The sequence below is a fragment of the Brenneria izbisi genome (assembly GCF_025840185.1).
Taxonomy (GTDB): Bacteria; Pseudomonadota; Gammaproteobacteria; order Enterobacterales; family Enterobacteriaceae; genus Brenneria; species Brenneria izbisi.
Genome location: NZ_JAMPJU010000003.1, coordinates 316,876 through 339,469, shown reverse-complemented (window position 1 = coordinate 339,469; position 22,594 = coordinate 316,876). Strand labels below are relative to the sequence as shown.

18 protein-coding genes are annotated in these 22,594 nt (G+C 53.1%); 6 read left to right on the top strand and 12 right to left on the bottom strand.

Annotated features, from left to right (window positions below):
• Window positions 1–62 precede the first annotated feature (62 nt).
• The 3 genes from gudD to NC856_RS06615 all read right to left on the bottom strand — a co-directional run bounded on the left by gudD (window position 63) and on the right by NC856_RS06615 (window position 4,515).
• Window positions 63–1,403 carry a glucarate dehydratase gene (gudD, locus tag NC856_RS06625; protein WP_264089632.1) on the bottom strand — a complete coding sequence of 447 codons (1,341 nt, stop codon included), beginning with the start codon at window positions 1,401–1,403 and terminating at the stop codon, window positions 63–65.
• Between the two features lie 39 nt (window positions 1,404–1,442).
• Window positions 1,443–2,786, bottom strand: coding sequence for a glucarate dehydratase family protein (locus NC856_RS06620; protein ID WP_264089631.1), 1,344 nt, complete (start codon window positions 2,784–2,786; stop codon window positions 1,443–1,445).
• Window positions 2,787–3,162: 376 nt separating this feature from the next.
• Window positions 3,163–4,515 (bottom strand): MFS transporter, encoded by a 1,353-nt coding sequence (locus NC856_RS06615; RefSeq protein ID WP_264089630.1) that lies wholly within the window; start codon window positions 4,513–4,515, stop codon window positions 3,163–3,165.
• A gap of 526 nt (window positions 4,516–5,041) precedes the next feature.
• Between NC856_RS06615 and garD the strand changes: the two genes are divergently transcribed.
• Both garD and NC856_RS06605 read left to right on the top strand, forming a co-directional pair.
• Window positions 5,042–6,616 (top strand): galactarate dehydratase, encoded by a 1,575-nt coding sequence (gene garD, locus NC856_RS06610; RefSeq protein WP_264089629.1) that lies wholly within the window; start codon window positions 5,042–5,044, stop codon window positions 6,614–6,616.
• Between the two features lie 439 nt (window positions 6,617–7,055).
• The gene (locus tag NC856_RS06605) at window positions 7,056–7,409 is read left to right on the top strand and encodes a FlxA-like family protein (protein ID WP_264089628.1); all 354 of its coding nucleotides are present in this window, start codon (window positions 7,056–7,058) and stop codon (window positions 7,407–7,409) included.
• Between the two features lie 78 nt (window positions 7,410–7,487).
• On the opposite strand, the gene NC856_RS06600 is transcribed toward NC856_RS06605, so the two are convergent.
• The 6 genes from NC856_RS06600 to NC856_RS06575 are packed head-to-tail and all read right to left on the bottom strand — an operon-like array spanning window position 7,488 to window position 15,670.
• Window positions 7,488–7,700: a DUF3820 family protein gene (locus NC856_RS06600; RefSeq protein WP_264089627.1), complete on the bottom strand. Its 213-nt coding sequence runs from the start codon at window positions 7,698–7,700 to the stop codon at window positions 7,488–7,490.
• 4 nt (window positions 7,701–7,704) lie between these two features.
• Complete coding sequence (gene ligA, locus NC856_RS06595) at window positions 7,705–9,759, bottom strand: NAD-dependent DNA ligase LigA (RefSeq protein ID WP_264089626.1); 2,055 nt, start codon at window positions 9,757–9,759, stop codon at window positions 7,705–7,707.
• Window positions 9,760–9,787: 28 nt separating this feature from the next.
• Complete coding sequence (gene hldE, locus NC856_RS06590) at window positions 9,788–11,221, bottom strand: bifunctional D-glycero-beta-D-manno-heptose-7-phosphate kinase/D-glycero-beta-D-manno-heptose 1-phosphate adenylyltransferase HldE (protein WP_264089625.1); 1,434 nt, start codon at window positions 11,219–11,221, stop codon at window positions 9,788–9,790.
• A 48-nt stretch (window positions 11,222–11,269) separates the two neighbouring features.
• Window positions 11,270–14,122 carry a bifunctional [glutamate--ammonia ligase]-adenylyl-L-tyrosine phosphorylase/[glutamate--ammonia-ligase] adenylyltransferase gene (gene glnE, locus NC856_RS06585; RefSeq protein WP_404802310.1) on the bottom strand — a complete coding sequence of 951 codons (2,853 nt, stop codon included), beginning with the start codon at window positions 14,120–14,122 and terminating at the stop codon, window positions 11,270–11,272.
• Window positions 14,123–14,177: 55 nt separating this feature from the next.
• Window positions 14,178–15,512: a CYTH domain-containing protein gene (locus NC856_RS06580; protein ID WP_264089624.1), complete on the bottom strand. Its 1,335-nt coding sequence runs from the start codon at window positions 15,510–15,512 to the stop codon at window positions 14,178–14,180.
• Window positions 15,513–15,520: 8 nt separating this feature from the next.
• Entirely contained in the window at window positions 15,521–15,670 is a 150-nt protein-coding gene (locus tag NC856_RS06575; RefSeq protein WP_264089623.1) for a hypothetical protein, read from the bottom strand.
• 135 nt (window positions 15,671–15,805) lie between these two features.
• Between NC856_RS06575 and NC856_RS06570 the strand changes: the two genes are divergently transcribed.
• Window positions 15,806–16,426: a TIGR04211 family SH3 domain-containing protein gene (locus NC856_RS06570; RefSeq protein WP_264089622.1), complete on the top strand. Its 621-nt coding sequence runs from the start codon at window positions 15,806–15,808 to the stop codon at window positions 16,424–16,426.
• 129 nt (window positions 16,427–16,555) lie between these two features.
• Complete coding sequence (locus NC856_RS06565; RefSeq protein WP_264089621.1) at window positions 16,556–17,794, top strand: multifunctional CCA addition/repair protein; 1,239 nt, start codon at window positions 16,556–16,558, stop codon at window positions 17,792–17,794.
• A 71-nt stretch (window positions 17,795–17,865) separates the two neighbouring features.
• Here the strand turns inward: NC856_RS06565 and bacA are convergent, their stop codons facing one another.
• Complete coding sequence (bacA, locus tag NC856_RS06560) at window positions 17,866–18,684, bottom strand: undecaprenyl-diphosphate phosphatase (protein ID WP_264089620.1); 819 nt, start codon at window positions 18,682–18,684, stop codon at window positions 17,866–17,868.
• A gap of 244 nt (window positions 18,685–18,928) precedes the next feature.
• Complete coding sequence (folB, locus tag NC856_RS06555; protein WP_264089619.1) at window positions 18,929–19,282, bottom strand: bifunctional dihydroneopterin aldolase/7,8-dihydroneopterin epimerase; 354 nt, start codon at window positions 19,280–19,282, stop codon at window positions 18,929–18,931.
• A gap of 107 nt (window positions 19,283–19,389) precedes the next feature.
• Here folB and plsY point away from each other — a divergent pair, with 107 nt between their 5' ends.
• A complete protein-coding gene (gene plsY / locus NC856_RS06550; RefSeq protein WP_264089618.1) occupies window positions 19,390–20,022 on the top strand; it encodes a glycerol-3-phosphate 1-O-acyltransferase PlsY in 633 nt (210 codons plus the stop codon).
• A gap of 93 nt (window positions 20,023–20,115) precedes the next feature.
• Here the strand turns inward: plsY and NC856_RS06545 are convergent, their stop codons facing one another.
• A complete protein-coding gene (locus NC856_RS06545; protein WP_264089617.1) occupies window positions 20,116–21,702 on the bottom strand; it encodes a methyl-accepting chemotaxis protein in 1,587 nt (528 codons plus the stop codon).
• Window positions 21,703–21,992: 290 nt separating this feature from the next.
• Here NC856_RS06545 and ppa point away from each other — a divergent pair, with 290 nt between their 5' ends.
• Window positions 21,993–22,523: an inorganic diphosphatase gene (gene ppa, locus NC856_RS06540; protein WP_039350246.1), complete on the top strand. Its 531-nt coding sequence runs from the start codon at window positions 21,993–21,995 to the stop codon at window positions 22,521–22,523.
• The last annotated feature ends 71 nt before the right edge of the window (window positions 22,524–22,594 follow it).

Here is a 22,594-nt window from a genome sequence, read left to right as displayed (position 1 = left end):
TCAGTCATTCCGGCGCCGCCCCGGTTGAGGCGACGTCAGCAAACAGCCAATAAAAGCAACGGTTAACGAACCAGACACGGGCGTTTGTGATCAAACGTCCAGCCTGGTATCAGATACTGCATGCCCATGGCGTCGTTACGCGCTCCCAGCCCCCTGTTTTTATACAGTTCATGCGCCTTCATCACCTGCGCCATATCCAACTCGATGCCCAGGCCGGGTTTCTTCGGTACTTCCACCATGCCGCCCGCGATCTGCAACGGCGCTTTAGTCAGGCGCTGATTGCCCTCCTGCCAGATCCAATGCGTATCAATCGCCGTGATTTTGCCCGGCGCCGCCGCCGCGACATGGGTGAACATCGCCAGAGAGACATCAAAGTGGTTATTGGAGTGCGAGCCCCAGGTCAGGCCCCATTCGTGACACATCTGCGCGACACGCACAGAACCTTGCATCGTCCAGAAATGCGGGTCCGCCAACGGAATATCGACCGATTGCAGCGAAATGGTGTGTCCCATCTGCCGCCAGTCGGTGGCGATCATGTTGGTGGCGGTCGGCAGGCCAGTGGCACGCCGGAATTCCGCCATCACTTCACGCCCGGAGAACCCCTGCTCCGCGCCGCAGGGATCTTCCGCATACGCCAATACGCCGCGCAACTGCTTGCCAAGCCGGATCGCTTCTTCCAACGACCAGGCGCCATTCGGGTCAAGTGTGATACGCGCCTGTGGGAAACGTTTTGCCAGCGCGGTCACCGCTTCGGCTTCTTCACTACCCGCCAGTACGCCGCCCTTCAGTTTGAAATCATTGAAGCCGTATTTTTCGTAAGCCGCTTCCGCCAAACGCACAATGCTTTGCGGCGTCAAGGCCTCCTCATGGCGCAGCCGATACCAGTCGCATTTTTCATCCGGCTGACTTTGGTACGGGAGATCGGTTTTGTTGCGATCGCCGACGTAGAACAGATAACCCAGCATTTCCACCGCATCGCGTTGTTGACCATCGCCCAGCAACGAGGCGACGCTCACATTAAGGAACTGTCCCAGCAGATCGAGCATCGCCGCCTCGATACCGGTGACGACATGGATCGTGGTGCGCAGATCGAATGTCTGTAAACCGCGCCCGGCCGCGTCGCGGTCAGCGAACTGAGCACGAACCCTGGACATCACATTCTTATATTCCCCCAGCGTCCTACCCACCACCAGTTCGCTGGCCTCTTCCAGCGTCTGGCGTATTTTCTCGCCGCCCGGAATTTCACCCACGCCCGTATGTCCGGCGTTATCCTTAATGATCACGATATTGCGGGTGAAGTAAGGCGCGTGCGCGCCGCTGAGGTTCAGCAACATGCTGTCATACCCGGCAACGGGGATAACCTGCATGCCGGTAATAACCGGCGTCGTACTTTGCAACGTCATATTTTTATCCTTTTTATCATTTAGCGGGGTCGCGTAGGGTTAGCGACCAAATACCGGGCGTTTGCGATCAAACGTCCAACCGGGGATCAGGTATTGCATCGCCGCCGCGTCGTTACGCGCGCCGCTTGGCAATTTTTTATGGCGTTCATGCGCCTTCATCACCTGATCCATATCCAACTCAATACCGAGTCCCGGACGGTCCGGCACCCGGATTTTTCCATTGACGATTTGCAGTGGTTCTTTGGTCAGATGTTGGCCTTCCTGCCAGATCCAGTGCGTGTCGATCGCAGTTGGATTGCCTGGCGCAGCGGCCCCCACATGCGTAAACATGGCCAACGAAACATCAAAGTGGTTATTGGAGTGACATCCCCAGGTGAGACCCCATTCATCGCACATCTGCGCTACGCGCACGGCGCCGTGCATCGTCCAGAAATGCGGATCGGCCAGCGGGATATCCACAGCCTGCAACATGACGGCATGATTCATTTCACGCCAGTTGGTGGCGATCATATTGGTGGCGACCGGCAGGCCGGTGGCGCGGCGGAATTCCGCCATCACTTCCCGACCGGAAAAACCCTGTTCAGCGCCACACGGATCTTCGGCGTAAGTCAGAACGCCTTGCATGTCTTTACACAGACGAATGGCTTCATCCAGTCGCCAGGCGCCGTTCGGATCGACCGTGATACGCGCATCCGGGAAACGTTGTTTAAGCGCCTTGACGGTGTCTATTTCCTGCTCGCCCGGCAACACACCGCCTTTCAGTTTGAAATCTTTAAACCCATAACGATCGGCTGTCGCTTCAGCCAGACGGACCACCGCCTCGCTATTCATCGCTGGCTGATGACGCAGGCGATACCACTCATGCTTGCCCTGTTCACCGCTCAGATAAGGCAAATCGGTTTTTGTGCGATCGCCAATGTAGAATAGGTAGCCCAGTACCGTAACCTCATCACGCTGTTTACCCGGCCCCAGCAGTTCTGCCACCGGCACGCCCATAAACTGCCCCATCAGGTCGAGCAAGGCGGCCTCCAGCGCGGCCACGGCATTCACCCGTAATTCAAACGTCCAGGCGCCTTTACCAAAGGAATCGAAATCCGAGGACTGGTTGCCCTTATGCACGTCATGCACCAGACGGTTCATACGGGCAATTTGCTGACCTTTCACGCGTGGAATCGCTTCTGCCAACGTGTTGTAAATCACTTCGCCGCCCGGCGCTTCGCCGACACCGGTATGGCCGGCGTTATCGGTCAGGATGACGATATTACGGGTAAAATAAGCGCCATGCGCGCCGCCGATATTTAATAACATGCTGTCATAACCAGCGACGGGAATAACTTTCATATCGGTAATGATGGGGGTTTCTGAAACGTTATTGCTGCCCATTACACTCTCCTGGAATTAAACCGGTGAATAACGCTCATCTTTATGTTGAATAAGTGAGGATTGGCTGATAAAGAAAAACCAGAGAGTGGCGTTATCAAAAAGGCGCATTGATGAAATCATTAATAAAACAACACCATCATTACTTTACTCTGTCAGCTTCGATTAAAATTATAAGTTTTCTTATTTCACAACTCATTGGGCAATAGCTCAGTATTCAACCGGAAAAATCAGATTAAATATGTCATCGGCACAACTCAATGGGATGTATTTCACGAAAACCGTATCACGAAAAAACCCGCCGCCTGAGCTAAAATAAATACCGCGCCGCGCTATTGGAAAATAGCGCGGCGTTTAAAATATCAGGTAAACACCCGTGTTATTGCCGGAAGGGTTTCAGTTCAATGCGCTTGATTTCACCCACAATAAACAAGTAACTGACGATGGCGACCAGAGCATGAATACCGACATACACCAGACCGCCGTTGAATGATCCCGTCATACCGATGATGTAACCAATGGCGATTGGCGTCACGATACCGGAAGCGTTGCCGCATGTATTAAACAAACCGCCGCTTAACCCGCTGATTTCTTTAGGCGCGGTATCCGCCATCACCGCCCAGCCCAGTGCGCCGATGCCTTTACCGAAGAAGGCGGCCGACATGACCGCAATAACCACCCATTCGGTTTCAACATAATTACAAATCACCATCGACATCGAGAGGAACATCCCCAGAACAATGGGGGTTTTACGGGCAAATGTCAGTGAATTGGTGCGGCGCATCAGGTAATCGGAAATCACGCCGCCCAGCACGCCGCCCACGAAACCGCAGATAGCGGGCACAGACGCCACAAACCCGGCCTTAAGGATCGACATACCGCGCGCCTGAACCAGATAAAGCGGAAACCAGGTGATAAAAAAGTACGTCAGCGCATTTATGCAATATTGCCCGATGTAAACACCAATCATCATGCGGGATTGCAGCAATTGCTTAACCTGATACCATTTTTCTCCTTTAACCGTTTCTTTCTTCACCCCCTTGGCATCCATATTGATCAGCGCGCCGCCCGCTTCAATATAATCAAGCTCCGCCTGATTGACGCTTGGGTGATCTTTCGGATCGTGGATCACTTTCAACCACAGAATACTGATGATGATCCCCAGCCCGCCCATAAACCAGAACACGTGCGCCCAGCCGACCGCATGCGTCAACCAGCCCATAATCGGCGCAAAAATAACCGTGGCGAAATACTGTGCGGAGTTAAAAATGGAAACCGCCGTACCACGCTCCTGCGCGGGGAACCAGGCAGCGACGATACGACTGTTGCCGGGGAACGAGGGAGACTCACACAACCCGACCATAAAGCGCAGGAAGAACAGCGCAATAACAATGGATGCGGTGGTGGGGAACAGATCGACGAACCCTTGCAACAGGGTGAACAACGACCAGGTAAAAATACTCCAGAAGTAAACACGTTTGGAACCGAAGCGGTCAAGCAGCCAGCCGCCAGGGATTTGCCCAATAACATATGCCCATGAGAAGGCGGAGAAAATGAATCCCATGCCCACGGCATCCAGCCCGATTTCCTGGGACATCGCCGAACCGGCAATGGAAAGTGTGGCACGATCGCCATAGTTAAATGACGTGACGATAAACAACATCACGACAATCCAGTAGCGGGCGTTGGTTCTCTTTTGTATAGCGCCAGCCGCTGAGCTTGCTGTATTCATGATGAACTCCTGCTTCAATCGCGGTTCGCTCATTCATTCCGACTAACAGATAATGCAGGTAGGATTATCAGAATGAAGATCAGTGGAAAGTAAATTGCCATTTATTTTTTTTGCGAATAGCCAGGCTATATAGCATCAGCGTAATTAGCTGATATTTTCACTCGCCGGATAATTATAATTTTTACCCACGCCTTGCTCACTAGAGAAAAGCACAACATTAAAATAATCGTTGTCAATATGTTGGTGCACTTGCCCTATATAGTGCGAGGCATTTCACGAAAACCGAACATTTCCTGCGATTGATAACATATTTAATCCCCCGAAGCTCAGCACCTGTTTTTATAAAAAAAGAGTGTGAGCGACTTCACCAAAGATTAGCAACTCGCCCTGAAAAATAGATTTTAAAACGCACTTCTTTAGTCAAATGCATAGTGCAAGACCATTTATTGCTCACGTATACTCATTAATGGCAATGTCGCTGATATCGCAAGACGTATTTTATAAATACACAATAAAGGTTTTCATCATGTCAGAAAAACCAGAAATTAATGTTGAAAAAGAAACCCCTCTTTATATTAAAGTTAATGACGCTGATAATGTGGCCATTGTCGTGAATAATAATGGCTTACGCGCCGGAACCCGTTTTAATAATGGTCTTGAATTAATTGAACATGTTCCTCAGGGCCATAAAGTTGCGCTGGTGGATATCACCATAGGGGCCGCCATTATCCGCTATGGCGAAGTTATTGGTTACGCATTACGCGATATTCCACGGGGAAGCTGGATCGATGAGTCGCTGGTCGCGCTCCCTCAGGCGCCAAAGCTAGGCGACCTGCCATTGGCGACCAACGTTCCCGCCCCGCTTCCGCCCCTGGAAGGTTATACCTTTGCCGGTTACCGTAATACCGATGGCAGCGTCGGCACCAAAAACCTGCTTGGCATCACCACCAGCGTCCATTGCGTCGCCGGAGTGGTGGATTATGTGGTGAGGATTATCGAGCGGGACCTGCTGCCGCGTTATCCGAATGTGGATGGCGTGGTGGCGCTTAACCATCTTTACGGTTGCGGCGTCGCCATCAATGCGCCTGCGGCGGTGGTTCCCATCCGTACCCTGCATAATCTGGCGCTGAACCCCAATTTCGGCGGCGAAATCCTGGTTGTCGGCCTTGGTTGTGAGAAGTTACAACCAGAGCGTCTGCTTGAAGGCACGCCGGACGTGCAGGCCATTTCGTTGGATGACAGCAGTATTGTGCGCTTGCAGGATGAGCATCATGTCGGCTTCAAATCGATGGTCGATGATATCCTGACGATGGCCGACAAACATCTGCGTAAGTTGAACGAACGCCAGCGTGAAATCTGTCCGGCATCGGAATTAGTGGTCGGGATGCAGTGCGGCGGCAGCGATGCCTTCTCCGGCGTGACGGCCAACCCCGCAGTTGGGTTCGCTTCGGATCTGCTGGTGCGCTGTGGCGCCACCGTCATGTTCTCCGAAGTCACCGAGGTGCGTGACGCCATTCATTTGCTGACGCCGCGCGCCGTTAATCAAGAAGTCGGTAAACGCCTGCTGGAAGAGATGGCCTGGTACGATAACTATCTCGACAGCGGGCAGACCGACCGCAGCGCCAACCCGTCACCCGGCAACAAAAAAGGCGGACTGGCCAATGTGGTAGAAAAAGCGCTCGGCTCGATTGCCAAGTCCGGCACCAGCGCCATCGTTGAAGTGCTATCGCCTGGGCAGCGCCCCACCAAACGCGGCCTGATTTTTGCTGCCACCCCCGCCAGTGATTTTGTCTGCGGCACCCAACAACTCGCCTCCGGGATCACCGTTCAAGTATTTACCACCGGACGCGGCACGCCTTATGGCTTACTTGCCGTCCCCGTCATCAAGATGGCGACGCGGACCGCATTGGCAAACCGCTGGTATGATCTTATGGATATTGATGCCGGAACCATTGCTACCGGCGAAGCGACAATTGAAGACGTAGGCTGGCAACTCTTCCATTTCATTTTGGAAATTGCCAGCGGCAAAAAGAAAACCTGGTCAGATCAATGGGGACTTCACAACGCCCTGGCGGTGTTCAATCCAGCCCCCGTCACCTGATTGAAACATCAGGTCTCTTTATGGCCGGGATTTATTCCGGCCATTTTATTTATTAATTCAATAAGTGACTGTTTGACCGGCAATCAATTTAATACAGATTAGCGAATTAAAAACACGCGCAGAAAAGGTAAAAAAGCCATAATCAGCAACATTCCACATAGAAATCGCCAATAACCGCTCAATAAAATTTAACAAATCCAATATTTCCCAGTCTGACCTACCGCCATTAACGTCTATGGTAATTAATCCGGTGAAATAAAAATATCTTGTTACATGTAATGTAATAAAACAGAGGCGATTCTCTCCATTTTCTACACTATTTAGCTAATGAATATGCTCAGATCGCCGATAGAAACAGTACCTATAGCCTAAATCATTCGAATTGCAGACAAGCGGCAATGTTAAGAATGATGGGTGTGGATTATTTTCTGGAGGGAACATGTCAAATACCATTAGTAGCATCAATGTATCGACAGCTACCAGCAGTAGTAAAAGCAGCAGTAATACTGAGCAACAGATTGCGCAGTTGAGTAAGCAAATTCAGACGCTGACGCAAAAAGCCAGTAAGTTGGCGGCCTCTGCCACCAGCGCGGGAACAGAAGAAGAAAGTAAACAGATAGAGAAACAGCAGCAAATCATTCAGTCACAAATCCAGATGTTACAGGCTCAAATCGCTCGCTTACGCAATGAAGAGGCGGAAAAACAGACGGATCAGGTTTCTCAGACTCAGGCGTCTAAACAAGAAAGCGTTAATCTTCCTAATGAAAAAGGCCAGATTAATATCTATGTCTAGTCTTATTTCTTTTTGCTAATAAAACAAGGGCATCGTTAAACGATGCCTTTGTCTTATCTGTACGAATATCTGGCGGCATCATCGTTTCAGCGGCTTAATCAACCCTTGCAAACCTTCTATTTTTATCGCCAACGTCAGTTGCATCAGTTCGCCTAATCGTCCTTTAGGAAACTCGCCTTTGCGGGCAAACCACAACAGATATTCCTCCGGCAAATCGATCAGAGCACGCCCCTGATATTTACCAAAGGGCATCGGCGTATTGGCAATCTCCAGCAGATCCTGTTTTTCCATCAGATCAAGCACCCAACAGGCGGATCATTTCCGCTTCATCAATAATCGGGATCCCCAGTTCCTGTGCTTTGTTCAGTTTCGATCCGGCCGCTTCCCCGGCAATCACCATATCGGTTTTTTTCGATACGCTGCCACTGACTTTTGCCCCCAACGCCGTCAGCCGGTCTTTGGCTTCATCACGGGACAAAATGCTTAACGATCCGGTCAGCACCACCGTTTTCCCGGCAAATGGGCTGTCGATCTCATCCGCTTTGATCACCACTGGCGCAGGCCAGTGAATGTTGATGCCTGCGGGATCGGTTAACTCGCGGATCACTTTTTGATTGTGATCTTCATCAAGGAAATGACGTACATGGGCTGCCACCACTTTCCCCACGTCAGCGACGTCAAGCAACGCCTCTTCATCCGCCGCGAATAACGCGTCCAGCGAACCGAAGTGCGCCGCTAGATTCGCCGCCGTCGCCTCACCGACATCACGGATCCCCAATGCATACAGGAACCGCGCCAGCGTGGTGCTTTTCGCTTTTTGCAATGCGTTCACCAGATTCTGCGCCGACTTCGGCCCCATACGATCAAGGCCGGTCAGAATACCCGCCGTTAGCCGGAACAGATCGGCTGGTGTTTCGACATACTGTTTTTCTACCAGTTGATCGATAATTTTGTCGCCCATACCCTCTACATCCAGCGCACGACGGGAAACAAAATGCTTCAACGCCTCTTTGCGCTGCGCACCACAGATTAGCCCTCCGGTACAACGCGTAACGACTTCGCCCTCAACGCGCTCCACATCGGAATGGCACACCGGACAGTGCGTGGGGAATTCAATTGCCCGGGCATCCGCCGGACGCTCCGACGCCACCACACCTACAACCTGCGGGATCACATCCCCCGCCCGGCGGACAATAACCCGATCGCCAATCTGCAACCCAAGACGTTCAATTTCATCGGCATTGTGCAGCGTCGCATTGCTGACCATCACCCCGGCGACCGCTACCGGTTCAAGACGGGCAACAGGCGTGATGGCCCCGGTGCGCCCAACCTGAAATTCGACATCGCGTATCCAGGTCAACTGTTCCTGAGCCGGAAATTTGAAGGCCACCGCCCAACGCGGGGCTTTGGCAACAAAACCGAGGCGCGCTTGCAACGCCAGATCGTCGACTTTGATCACCACGCCATCAATGTCGAACCCCAGCGAAGCGCGATCCTGTTCAACCTGATGATAGAAATCGAGGACTTCGGCGCTGCCGGTACAACGCTTGATGCGATCGCTAACCGGCAGTCCCCACTGTTTAAACCGCATCAGGCGTTCCCAGTGGCTGTCCGGCAACTCGCCGCCCTCCAGCAAACCGACGCCATAACAGAAAAAGGTCAGCGGGCGTTTGGCCGTAATGCGGGGATCAAGCTGACGCAACGATCCGGCGGCCGCATTACGCGGATTGGCGAACACTTTGCCGCCAGTGCGTCGCGCCTCGTCATTCAGTTTTTCAAAACCGCTGTGTTTCATGAACACCTCACCGCGCACTTCCATCCGCTGCGGGATGTTGTCGCCCCTGAGACGTAGAGGAATAGCGCCGATGGTGCGAATGTTGCTGGTAATGTTCTCGCCGGTGGTGCCATCGCCGCGCGTCGCGCCGCGCACCAGCACCCCATCTTCGTACAACAGGCTGACAGCCAAACCGTCCAGTTTCAGTTCGCAACAGAACGTCAGATCCTCAGCACTTTTCAGCCGATCGCCAATACGCTTGCTGAACGCCAGATAGCTGTCTTCATCAAAGACGTTATCCAACGACAGCATCGGCACTTCGTGCCGCACCGGTTCGAACGCGGCCAACGGCGCGGCGCCTACGCGCTGAGTCGGAGAATCGGCGGTCACCAACTGTGGGTAAGCCGCTTCCAACGCCTTCAGTTTCTGCATGAGCCGATCATATTCCGCATCGGGAATTTCCGGCGCATCTTCAACGTGATATTTGTATTCATGATGACGCAACAATCCGCGCAGTTCTTCGACGCGTAACGTTGCCTCACGCACTTCGGCTGACTCTACATTCAATGGTTTCATACCTGTATCAATGACGTGATATCATTCGTTAGTCGGGTTTGCCCGCTTTAATGATATTAATGATGTTGGTGGTGGAGCAGCCATCCTCAAAATTCAGGACTTTAACTTCCCCGCCGTTAGCCCACACTTCTTCGCTACCAGCAATCTGATGCGGCTGATAATCACCGCCTTTCACCAACACATCAGGCAGCACGTCGGCAATCAGACGCTGCGGCGTATCTTCCTCGAACGGTACGACCCAGTCCACGGCGTCCAACGCACCCAGTACGATCATACGCTGCGCCAGCGGATTCACCGGACGGGTTGGTCCTTTCAGGCGCTGTGTCGACGCATCGCTGTTTACCGCAACGATCAGCCGATCGCCAAGTTTGCGCGCATTCGCTAAATAGGAAACATGTCCCGCGTGCAGAATATCGAAACAGCCATTGGTCATGACAATCTTTTCGCCACGCGCCCGCGCCTGCGCAACCGCCTCTTTCAACTGTTGTTCGCTCATCACGCCAAAGCCCGTTTCGGCGCGACCACGAATGGCGTTTTCCAGTTCAATCGGGGTAACCGTTGACGTACCCAGTTTGCCTACCACCACGCCCGCGGCGGCGTTAGCCAGAAAACAGGCTTCCTCCAGCGTGTTGCCGGCGGCCAGCGACGCGGCCAGGACGCCAATCACCGTATCTCCGGCCCCGGTCACGTCATACACTTCCTGAGCCTGCGTCGGTAAATGCAAAGGTTCCTTGCCCGGTTGCAACAACGTCATCCCCTGCTCGGAGCGGGTAATCAACAGCGCCGACAGTTCATAGTCGGCCACCAGCTTCATCCCGCGGGACACTAATTCATCCTCAGTCTTACAACGCCCCGCGACCGCTTCAAACTCGGACAAATTGGGCGTCAGTAATGTCGCGCCGCGATAGCGGGAAAAATCAGTCCCTTTGGGATCGATCAACACCGGCACACCGGCGGCTTTGGCGGTCTGGATCATGGTCTGAACATGAACCAATGCCCCTTTCGCATAGTCAGACAATACCAACGTGCCGATATGAGGTAATGCCTGCTGAATGCGCTCAACCATCGGCTGCGGATCGACGCCATCAAATCCTTCTTCAAAATCCAGTCGGATAAGCTGTTGATTACGGGAAAGAACACGCAGTTTGGTGATGGTCGGATGCGTCGGCACGGACACGAAATCGCACTTCACGTTCACCTCGCCGAGCTTCGCACTCAAGGCCCGCGCCGCGTCATCGATTCCCGTCAGGCCAACCAGACGCGAACCCGCGCCCAATGAGGCGATATTCATCGCCACGTTCGCCGCGCCGCCAGGACGTTCTTCAATGGTGTCGACCTTGACCACCGGCACCGGGGCTTCGGGGGAAATTCGACTGGTTGGACCGTACCAGTAACGATCCAACATCACATCACCAACCACTAACACTCCCGCGTTGCGGAAGTCAGGCAGCGTAACTTTCATCCCATACTCCAAACTTATTCGCAGATTGCGCGTGATAATATCACAGCCTCAGCCCAACCACTTATTCCAGCTCTGTTGCACCTGCCGCCGTTCGGCTACAAATCGGTCTTGACTGACCCGGCCCGATAGCTCCTGTAATGCCAGATGATGAAGCTCATTGCGCAAAGTGACATAAGCAAGCTTGAGCGCATTCGCTTCAGACTCTTCCATCACGCCATACTGCGCCATCAATTCCAGAATACGAACGTTATCCGACCAACGCGTGAGGCGCGGTTCCTGCGCGGCATAACACAACACCAGATATTGCGCGATAAACTCAATGTCGGTGATGCCGCCGACATCTGTTTTCAGATCAAACAGCGAACGGTCTTTATTCGCCAGGTGTTGCCGCATTTTTTCACGCATTTCACGCACTTCTTTACGTAACGTGTCCGCATCGCGCACCCGGCGCAGGATTGCCCGCCGAATAGACTCGAACTGTTGCTGTACGCCTGATTCGCCATACACCATCCGCGCCCGCACCAAAGCCTGATGTTCCCAGGTCCAAGCCTCGTTGCGCTGATACTCGTCAAACGCCTCAATGGTACTGACCAGCATCCCCGCCGCGCCCGATGGCCGCAGGCGGGCATCCACTTCATACAAAATGCCCGACGAGGTGCGGGTACTGAACAAATGCATGACACGCTGCGCCAGACGCAGATAAAACTGACGGCCATCAATACAACGTTCGCCATCCGTCATCACATCGGATGGGCAATCAATCAGAAAGACCAAATCAAGGTCTGAACCGTAACCGAGTTCCCAACCGCCCAATTTTCCATAGGCAATAACCGCAAAACCGCGTCCTTCACGTTGCTGCAAATGTGAAGGCTGGCCGTAGCGCGCCACCATTTTTCCCCACGCCTGCTGCACCACCGCAGCGATAATCGCCTCCGCCAGATAAGTTAAGTGATCGCTCACTTTCATTACCGGGAGCACACCCGCAATATCACCGGCGGCAATGCGCAACTGTTGCGCCTGCTTGAACTGGCGCATCGCCTCCAACTGCTGTTCCTCATCATCGTCAGGGATGCGCATCAGATACTGGCGCAACTCGTCCGCATACGCATCCGGCGCGGTGGGTTGGTACAATGTCGCAGAATCGAGCAGCTCATCCAGCAGCAAAGGATAACGGGCTAACTGTCCGGCCACCATGGGAGAAGCGGCGCATAACCGGATCAATTGCGCCAGCGCCGCGCGCGATTCAAGCAATAATTCCAGATAGGTGGTACGCGTTACAATCCCCAGCAAGAGCGGCGTCAACCGTGACAGAATGGTATCCGCCTCCTGACGGGCGCAGACTTCCGCCAACAGGTTCGGCATCAGTTGATCCAGCACATCCCGACCACGCGGCCCAATCGTCCGTTTCGCCACATCCTGACGAAAACCGATGATCGCACGCAACAGTTGCTCCCGCACCGGTTCGGTTAAATGCGGCGTTAACGACGCCAGATCGGTGTCATCCAGCGAATCCTGCCACAAGCTGCAATAACCGCCATGTTCCGGGATCGCATTGCCATCCGGCGCATCGTCGCCAATCAATGCATTGAATACGTCACGCACCCCCTGCATATGCCGCGACAACCTAGCCTGCAACGCCGTCCAGTCGTCACACCCCATTCCCCACGCCAGCCGCTGCTGGTTTAATTCATCGTCGGGCAATGTCTGGGTTTGTTCATCCGCAATCGCCTGCAACAAATTTTCCAGACGACGCAAAAACAGATAAGACTCGCTAAGCGTGGTCACTTGTTCCGGGCCTAACAGCCCCAGCACGCCAATATGCCGGAGCGTCGGCAGCAACGCACGCTGTTGTAAGCCGGGTTCGCGTCCACCGCGAATCAGTTGAAAAACCTGGGTGATAAACTCAATTTCACGGATCCCGCCCGCCCCCAGCTTAATGTTGTGGCGTAAATCCCGGCGGCGAACCTCACGGGATATCATGCCCTTCATATTGCGCAACGACTGGATCGCGCTGAAATCAATGTAACGGCGGAAAACAAATGGCTTCAGGGTGTTGCGCAATTCCTGACTGTAATCGTCATCCATTCCCCCCAGCAGGCGAGCTTTGACCATCGCGTAACGTTCCCAGTCCCGCCCTTGCTCCTGATAATAATCTTCTATTGCCGAAAAACTGAGCACCAGCGGCCCGCTGTCGCCAAAAGGACGCAAACGCATGTCCACGCGATAGACAAAACCATCCACTGTCGGCTGATCCAGCACTTTAATCAGGCGCTGCCCTAAGCGGGTAAAGAACTGGGCGTTATCCAATTCACGCCGCCCGCCTTGCGTCTGACCATTTTCAGGATAGACAAAAATCAGATCGATATCGGAAGAGAAATTCAGTTCTTCCCCGCCCAGTTTCCCCATACCGAGGATCAACAAGGGCTGAGGAACGCCCTGCGCATTACAAGGGGTTCCCCATTCACGGCAACACGCCTGATACAACCAGTCGCGGGCAAAAACAATCAACGTTTCCGCCAGTTCACTCAGTTGTTTGAGGGTGTGTTCGGTCGTACTGGTGCGAAGTATCTGCGACCAGGCAATCCGCACCAGAATTCGGCGTCGGAACTGACGCAACGCGGTCATCAACGCGGCTTCATCATTGACCTCCGCCACCGCCTCCCGTAACCAATCCGGGTAGTGACGCCACTCCTCCGCCTGTGGCGGTTGCTGATGGAGCGACTGCCACCAGTCGGGATTCATCGTCAATGCATCGCTGACAAAGTCGCTTAATGCCAATACCGCCTGATCATGATCGGTGACAGGATCGAGACAAGGAAGCGTTTCCTGTAAGCGTAATAAACCCCGTTGAGACTGTTGCATCAATAATGCGGGTAACGATGGCAAAGGAAGTATCGACATGCTGATTCCCTTGGTATGCCACCCACCCATATTGGCGGGTGAACGCAGTTAACGGTTAATCCCCGGCGCTGTTTAACCAGAAGGGTGACTGACCCAGTGCCTCTTTACGGCAGGTTTCCAGATACGGCGACGGCGTGTGATCGACAGCAAGCTGTTCGATTGTCCGAATCAATGCCCGCCAGCGTTCGATATACGCTTCGACCTGTTCTGTCGGATAAGCGCCCGACAACAGATAAAACGCATAAATGCTGCGCTGCAATCTCGGCAATTGCTGCACGTATTGCACTTCGCTCAAGGGATTATTGAATGTACCGCGCAAGTCGGCGACGCTTCGGCTCAGCATAATATCGGCAAAGCGTTTATAGGAGCCCTGCAACCGCATACGGCCTTTGTTATCCATATAATCGCGCCAGCCTGCTTTAACCAACCACGAAGTGAGCACCAGCTTACTTTGCAGATAGTCGACGCTGTAGCACAGTGTTTCGGCCTCGCCCGGCCCGGCGATTTTCGTCTCCAGACTGGTCAGCGCAGCCCGGAAAAGCGTCGTCACCTTGCGGGGAACCAGCCCGCCCACCAGCACCAGCATCTCGCGCATCAATTCACTGGCCTGCGGCAAAACATCACGCGCGGCCTCATTGCCTCTGATCCAGAGTTCTTCATGATATTGCCAATGCGCCAAAGCATATTCCAGCGCGGCATTGATCGCCTGATCAATATTGGCTTTCGGCGCTACCGCGAGCACCCCGACAGAGCGACATTCACGCGCCGGATCCCCTTTGGCAAGATGATAGCCTCGCGCCGCCTTGCTGAGACTGCCCTGCCGCAAGCCGCCAAAGTCAGCAATTTCCGTTGCCAGATCCAGCAGATGCGCCGTCTGCCCGACTTTGAGCTCCATCTCCAGTTCGCAGAGCGGTTCGCTCAGTTCGCCCGTCCGAATCTCGCCGCGATCAAACGCCACCTCAATAATGCTCTGATGGTAAGTAAACAACCACTTTTCACGCGTAAAGTCCGTACTGAACAAGGGATTGAGCGATGATTGCAAGCGCGTTAAATCACAATTTTCCGGCCAGATATCCGCCGGAAACAGACTGAGGTCCAGTTCCGCTTTTTCCAGCGCCGCATTGTATTCCGGGTGCTGATGTAATCCGCCGACCACTTTACCGGCCGTTTTCGCCGTCATTTCATAACGTTCGTTCTCTCCGCGGATGCGCAGGCCAATCCCGTTGCGGCGCAGATAGTTGTCCGCCGTTTCATAGTAGGTATTGGTCAGCCGCCGGGCTTGCAGGTGTTCGCTCTGACTGTACTCGCTCTGCCAGCCAGCCAACTGCCTGAGCAACGAATCAACGCTGTCGGGATGAACGATAAACTTCAATTCTATTTCTTCACTCATAACATTTACTACACCGGATTCAGCGCCATTTGCGCCAGTAAATAACATTTTACTTCAGCTTGCCACTGTTGCGGCACACTCTCTTTTTCCCCTGCGAACAAGCGCGCATTTCTTGCCCGCCGCCAGGTTGGTGTTGCATCCTGAATACGGGAAAGCACCAGAAAACGCTGTATTCCGGCTTATCGCGCCGTCGGCGGCCCAAGAGTAAGATAGTTCTCATTCAGGTTTAATCATTGCCTCGTCAGACTTAAGCCTCTACTATCAGTCTACAATTCACGCAACACGATGATCTTATGCAGAAATTATGCCTAATTTGTTTTACCTTGATGACGTTCACCTTGGGTTCGACGGCCCATGCCGAAGAAAAACGCTATGTTTCCGACGAGTTACTAACCTATATCCACAGTGGCCCCGGTAACCAATACCGCATCATCGGCACGCTGAACGCCGGCGATCAGGTCACTGTGCTTAGCGTCAATGAAGGAGCAGGTTATGCGCAAATTCGTGATGAAAAAAACCGCACCAGTTGGATCCCGCTCAATCAGTTAAGCGAAACCCCCAGCCTGCGCACTCGCGTACCTGAATTGGAAAATCAGGTCAAAGACCTGACCGACAAACTGAGTAATATCGATCAGACCTGGAATCAGCGGACGTCTGAGATGCAGCAAAAAGTCGCCGCCAGCGACGAGATCATTAACGGATTGCGTAACGAAAATCAGGATTTGAAAAATCAGTTGATCGTTGCCCAGAAAAAAGTCAGCGCCGCCAATGTCCAGCTTGACGACAAACAGCGCACCATCATTCTGCAATGGTTTATGTACGGCGGCGGAGTGGCCGGCGCGGGACTCTTGCTGGGTCTGCTGTTGCCGCATATTATCCCGCGCAGGAAAAAGAATGATCGCTGGATGGGATAACACGACAGATTCGCTTATCCGTCAAAATGGTGCTTATCGATTTTGCCTGCTTATGCAGGCATTTTTATAACGATGACGCAACAATGTTAATATACAGTAAATATCACCACATCTCTCAGGAGCCCGGCATTGAAGATTTACCTTGTCGGCGGCGCTGTTCGGGACAGCCTGCTTGATTTACCCATCACCGAGAAAGATTGGGTGGTTGTCGGCGCTACGCCGGAGCAATTACTGGCGCAGGGCTATCAACAGGTAGGAAAGGATTTTCCGGTTTTTTTACACCCTGTCAGCCACGACGAGTACGCACTGGCGCGAACCGAGAGAAAATCAGGCAATGGCTATACCGGCTTTGTCTGCCACGCCGCGCCGGAGGTCACGCTGGAGCAAGATTTACTGCGTCGGGATCTGACGATTAACGCCATCGCGCAAACAGAGCAAGGCGAACTGATTGATCCCTTCCAGGGTCGTCGCGACCTGGAAAACCGCGTGCTGCGCCATGTTTCCGACGCATTCAGCGAAGATCCGTTAAGAATCTTGCGCGTCGCGCGCTTCGCCGCTCGTTTTGCCAGTCTGGGCTTTCAGATTGCGCAAGAAACGCTGGCGCTGATGCAAACCATGACCCGTGACGGCGAACTGGCTTATCTGACGCCGGAACGTGTCTGGAAAGAAACGGAAAAAGCGCTCGGCACCCGTTCGCCGCAGGTTTACTTTCAGGTACTGCGCGATTGCGGCGCGCTGGCGGTGTTGTTCCCCGAAATCGATAAACTTTATGGCGTCCCGGCGCCGGCCAAATGGCACCCGGAAATTGATACCGGCATTCACACCCTGATGACGCTGGAAGTTGCCGCCCGCCTCAGCCCGGATATTGACGTCCGCTTCGCCACACTGTGCCATGACCTGGGCAAAGGCCTGACCCCGCCGGCGTTATGGCCCCGGCATCACGGCCACGGCCCCGCCGGGGTCAAATTGGTTGAGTCGCTGTGTCAACGTTTGCGTATTCCCAACCATATACGGGATCTGGCCAAATTGGTGGCGGAATACCATGACCTGATCCATACCGTTCAGATATTGCAGCCCAAGACGTTGATGAAACTGTTTGATGCCATTGACGTCTGGCGTAAACCACAGCGGCTCGAACAACTGGCGATAACCAGCGAGGCGGATGCCAGAGGACGCACCGGCTTTGAAGAGCGCCCTTATCCACAGGGCGATTATCTGCGCGAAGCGTTCCGCGTCGTCAGCAACGTGACCAGTGCGGAAGTGGTCGCCGACGGTTATGAGGGCATAGCGATCCGCAACGAACTGATTCGCCGCCGAATCAACGCGCTGCAACAATGGAAAGCGCAACAGCCGGACAACACCGCGTAACCGGACAAAGGCCGCCAAATGCACGGCCTTTGCCGGTCCGTTCAGGTTTATATAAACAGCTAAACAAACCGTTACATAAACACCATGTACACCACGCCCGCGACAATAAAGCGGTAGATGGCGAACGGGACGAAAGAAATGCGTTTGATAATCTGGAGGAAGGTTTTAATCGCGATTAATGCAACCACAAACGCCGTCACAAATCCCACCGCAAACATCGGCAGATCCGCCAGCGACAGGAAATGCCAGCTTTTATAGAGATCCAGTACGGTCGCCCCCATCATCATGGGAACCGCCAGGATAAAAGAGAATTCTGATGCGGCATAGCGGCTGACGCCCATCAACATGCCGCCGGAAATAGTCGCGCCTGAACGGGAGAACCCCGGCCACAACGCCAGACACTGGAAGCAGCCGATCATGAACGCCTGACGATGGGTAATGTCATCCAACCCGACGGCGCGCGGTTGTCTGGGCTTCAGCCATTCTGCGGCCAGCAGCAGGAAACCACCGACAATTAACGCATACATCACGTTTTCGGGGTTGAATAATGATTTGATGACGTCATGAAAAACCAGACCGAGCACCACTGCCGGGATCATCGCCAACAGAATATGGGTCAGTTTCAGGCGGCCTGAGGTTTGCCCTTCGTGCGGAACCTGACCGAAATGAATACCGATCAAGCCAAAAAGCCGCCGCCAGAACATGACGACCACCGCGAGAATAGAACCCAACTGGATAATCACCTCGAAGGTTTTGGCTTTCTCATCCATAAAGCCTAACCAATGCCCCACGATAATCATGTGTCCTGTCGAGGAAACAGGTAAGAATTCCGTCAGTCCTTCCACTACTCCAAGAATAAACGCGATCAACAACGTATGCAGGTCTGCCATCTAAATTCCCTTGCCTCTTGTTGTAAACAATTTGTTGTAAAAACTTTATCGTAAAAAATGAAAACGAAACCCATAAAACCGCAATAACGTGGATGACAGGCAACAAGTCCGCCATAAAAAAGCGGCTGCGCTGCCGAGCGAGCCGCCAAATTCCCGCCAGAAGCATAGCGGGTATCTCCGTTATAGACCTGTGAGGTTACCGTTTAGTTGCAGATAAATCAGTATCAATTGAGCCAAATCAGATTTATCGCGTACCGCGCTCAATAATTACGCCCACCTGACGCGCCTGCGCCACCGCGCCCGGCTTACTGACTTTGATGCGCACCCAGGGGATTGAGAAACGCCGCATCAGAAGCTGCGCCACCTCTTCAGCCACCCGCTCCACCAACGCAAAACGTTGTCCGGCAACGTGTTCGATCACCGCATCGCTGACATCCGCATAGCTCAGGCAGTCGCTCACCTCATCACTGGCCGCCGCCCGACGATTATCCCAGCCCATTTCGATATCGAACACCAGCTTTTGCTGAATGGTCTGTTCCCAGTCGTAAACACCAATGGTGGTAATGACGGTAAGTTCTTCAATAAATACGATATCCATCACGCTGTTCTCTGTTTTTGTCGTTGTCGGATACCACTTCCGACGGAATGTGCGTATTATCCATAGATGCGAAGAGTAAAACGACCCCTATTAAACGGAAACGCATTATGAGTGCAACCGCGCTTGGTATGATGTTAATCGCGTATCTATGTGGCTCTATTTCCAGTGCGATTCTGGTGTGTCGCATCGCCGGGCTGCCGGATCCGCGCCAACATGGTTCAGGCAACCCTGGCGCCACCAACGTGCTGCGTATTGGCGGGAAAGCCGCCGCTGCCGCCGTATTGGTTTTCGATGTGCTGAAAGGTATGTTGCCCGTCTGGGCGGCCTATGCGCTGGGCGTTCCGCCGTTCTATCTCGGCTTAACCGCCATTACCGCTTGTCTGGGGCATATCTATCCCGTTTTTTTTCGTTTTCGCGGCGGCAAAGGCGTCGCCACGGCTTTCGGCGCCATTGCGCCGATCGGTTGGGATCTGACCGGTCTGATGACCGGCACCTGGTTGCTGACCGTGTTGCTGAGCGGTTATTCATCACTCGGCGCCATCATCAGCGCGCTGATTGCGCCGTTTTACGTCTGGTGGTTTAAACCGCAGTTCACCTTTCCCGTCGCCATGCTCTCCTGCCTGATCCTGATGCGTCATCACGATAATATTCAACGGCTGTGGCGGGGTCAGGAAGGGAAAATCTGGAATAAGATCGGCAAGAAAAAACCATCTGATACCCAGAAAGATGAGCAATGTTGATACGCGGATGCAATAAAAATAACGTGACGAAAAGCAAAAATGCGCAAGCGCCACATACAGCGCCTGCGCCCCAATCAGGTACTCAACAACGGATTAATGCTGACCGATAGCCATCATTTCCTGTCGGTCCAGCTTGAATAACGCCATACTTTGCGCCAGTTGACGCGCCTGCTCCTCCAGCGAGCGGGTGGCCGCGGCGGACTCCTCAACCAAAGAGGCATTATGCTGCGCGACCTCATCCATCTGGGAAACCGCCAGATTGACCTGCTCAATACCGTTGCTCTGTTCACGCGTCGCCGTCGAAATCTCCCGCATCAATGTTGTTACATGCGCCACCGAAGCGGAAATTTCATCCATGGTTTTACTCGCGATCTGCGCGATGTCCTCGCCTTCTTTTACCCGCGTTTGAGAATCAATCATTAACGTTTTGATCTCTTTGGCGGACTGAGCGCTGCGTTGCGCCAGATTACGGACTTCTCCGGCGACGACGGCAAACCCGCGGCCTTGTTCACCGGCTCTGGCCGCTTCCACCGCCGCATTTAGCGCCAGAATGTTGGTTTGGAATGCAATACCGTCAATGACCGACAGAATATCGCCAATACGAGCCGAACTGCTGGAGATCGTTTGCATTTTCTCAATCATCTGGTTCATCGCGTCGCTGCCTTTATCAGCGATATCAGAAACCGTCTGCGCCAGTTCATGCCCCTGGGCAGCATTTTCCGCATTGAGTTTCACTGTCGCGGTCAATTGCTCCATGCTGGCCGCAGTCTGTTCGAGCGACGCCGCCGATTCTTCGGTGCGGGCCGCCAGGTGCGTATTCCCCATGGACAGTTCGCCAGTACCGATATCAATTTGTCCGCCAGCGTCACGTACTCGTCCTACCGCCTGCGAGAGGGAGCGCTGCATGGTTTTCATCGACTGCATCAGCCGTCCAATCTCATTTCTGCCGCCTTCTTCAATCTCCTGCGTCAAATCACCGCTGGCAATAAACGCCAACTGCCCCACCGCACGCTCAAGCGGAGAGAGAATCAGACGCTTCAAGGCGATCCAGGCGATCAATACCAGCAGCAGGACCAGCCCTGCGGAAATACCGATGATGATCAGGCGGCTGAAAGCGAAGCTCTCTGCCTGAGAGACCATATCTCGCCCCACATTCAGGGCAAAATCGCGAAAATCGTTATTGGCCTTGTCCATGTCTACGCTAAGCGGCGGAACCACGTTTTCCAGCAGCCGATAATACTCATCCACACGACCACGTTTCAGCGCATCAACCATCGGCTGAATGCCTTTGTCGATATAGACGCTATAGCTGTTCTGCACCGCCGTGGCCAGAATCGTTCCTTCTTCCGTCACCGTGCCATACCCTAAAAAGCGGGCCATTTCCTGACGAGACAGTTCAATGTAGTTTTGCGCCCGCGTTACCGAAGACTCGGCCAACTCGGTCATTCCGCTTTCCATCTGGCGGGCAGCCAGCGCCGCGCCTGTCCTTGCACGTAACGAAGCGGTATAACTGCCTGCCAACGCAGTGACTTCTTTTCCCTGAATTTTATCAATAGTAGTAAGTGACTTTATTCCCTGATTGATAGCGCTGACGCCAATCCCGCTGACCAACGTCAATAGCAACACCATCACTCCCAACAAGACAATCAAATTCACTTTGATAGTGATATTTTTTAACATTACTTATTTCACACCTTGTATTAATGAGGAAAATTTTATTAAATAGAAAACCTATCCAGCGCAATTTTTACTCCACTTCTATCGGATTAATCTTTTTATTCTTTAATCCACCTACAATTTAGTAACTTAACTACGCGTTGAAAAATTTGTTTAATTGTTACGATTTTATTAAAAACAAGATTTTTCATCCTTCATTCAACACAAGCCCTCTTCTAAAAATCGACGACTTTCTCTGTGACTTGGCTATAATGACCGCCACGCAATTTCAGGTTGAAAAGAAGGAAACTGACATGAGTCTGAACAATGTCCCGGCGGGTAAAGATCTGCCAGAAGATATTTATGTGGTTATTGAAATCCCCGCGAATGCGGATCCGATCAAATACGAAATTGATAAGGACACCGGCGCACTGTTTGTAGACCGCTTTATGTCTACCGCCATGTTCTACCCATGCAACTATGGTTACATCAACCATACCTTGTCTCTGGATGGTGATCCGGTGGATGTGCTGGTGCCGACGCCGTATCCGTTACAACCGGGTTCGGTGATTCGCTGCCGTCCGGTCGGCGTACTGAAAATGACCGACGAAGCCGGTGAAGATGCCAAGCTGGTCGCCGTCCCGCACAGCAAGCTGACCAAAGAATACGATCACATTAAAGACGTTAACGACCTGCCGGAACTGCTGCGTGCGCAGATCGGTCATTTCTTTGAACATTACAAAGATCTGGAAAAAGGCAAATGGGTGAAGGTGGAAGGTTGGGATAACGCGGAAGCGGCGAAGGCAGAAATCGTTGCCTCCTTCGAACGAGCCAAAAATAAGTAAGCGTTACCGGGAATATGTCGGTAATCCGGCGTAAAAAAACACCGCTCCGCGCGGTGTTTTTTATTGCGGAC

Excerpts from the sequence above, each read along its gene's own strand:
- gudD (WP_264089632.1), bottom strand. The coding sequence starts at position 1,403 with ATGACGTTGCAAAGTACGACGCCGGTTATTACCGGCATGCAGGTTATC.
- NC856_RS06620 (WP_264089631.1), bottom strand. The coding sequence starts at position 2,786 with ATGGGCAGCAATAACGTTTCAGAAACCCCCATCATTACCGATATGAAA.
- NC856_RS06615 (WP_264089630.1), bottom strand. The coding sequence starts at position 4,515 with ATGAATACAGCAAGCTCAGCGGCTGGCGCTATACAAAAGAGAACCAAC.
- garD (WP_264089629.1), top strand. The coding sequence starts at position 5,042 with ATGTCAGAAAAACCAGAAATTAATGTTGAAAAAGAAACCCCTCTTTAT.
- NC856_RS06605 (WP_264089628.1), top strand. The coding sequence starts at position 7,056 with ATGTCAAATACCATTAGTAGCATCAATGTATCGACAGCTACCAGCAGT.
- NC856_RS06600 (WP_264089627.1), bottom strand. The coding sequence starts at position 7,700 with ATGGAAAAACAGGATCTGCTGGAGATTGCCAATACGCCGATGCCCTTT.
- ligA (WP_264089626.1), bottom strand. The coding sequence starts at position 9,759 with ATGAAACCATTGAATGTAGAGTCAGCCGAAGTGCGTGAGGCAACGTTA.
- hldE (WP_264089625.1), bottom strand. The coding sequence starts at position 11,221 with ATGAAAGTTACGCTGCCTGACTTCCGCAACGCGGGAGTGTTAGTGGTT.
- glnE (WP_404802310.1), bottom strand. The coding sequence starts at position 14,122 with ATGTCGATACTTCCTTTGCCATCGTTACCCGCATTATTGATGCAACAG.
- NC856_RS06580 (WP_264089624.1), bottom strand. The coding sequence starts at position 15,512 with ATGAGTGAAGAAATAGAATTGAAGTTTATCGTTCATCCCGACAGCGTT.
- NC856_RS06570 (WP_264089622.1), top strand. The coding sequence starts at position 15,806 with ATGCAGAAATTATGCCTAATTTGTTTTACCTTGATGACGTTCACCTTG.
- bacA (WP_264089620.1), bottom strand. The coding sequence starts at position 18,684 with ATGGCAGACCTGCATACGTTGTTGATCGCGTTTATTCTTGGAGTAGTG.
- folB (WP_264089619.1), bottom strand. The coding sequence starts at position 19,282 with ATGGATATCGTATTTATTGAAGAACTTACCGTCATTACCACCATTGGT.
- plsY (WP_264089618.1), top strand. The coding sequence starts at position 19,390 with ATGAGTGCAACCGCGCTTGGTATGATGTTAATCGCGTATCTATGTGGC.
- NC856_RS06545 (WP_264089617.1), bottom strand. The coding sequence starts at position 21,702 with ATGTTAAAAAATATCACTATCAAAGTGAATTTGATTGTCTTGTTGGGA.
- ppa (WP_039350246.1), top strand. The coding sequence starts at position 21,993 with ATGAGTCTGAACAATGTCCCGGCGGGTAAAGATCTGCCAGAAGATATT.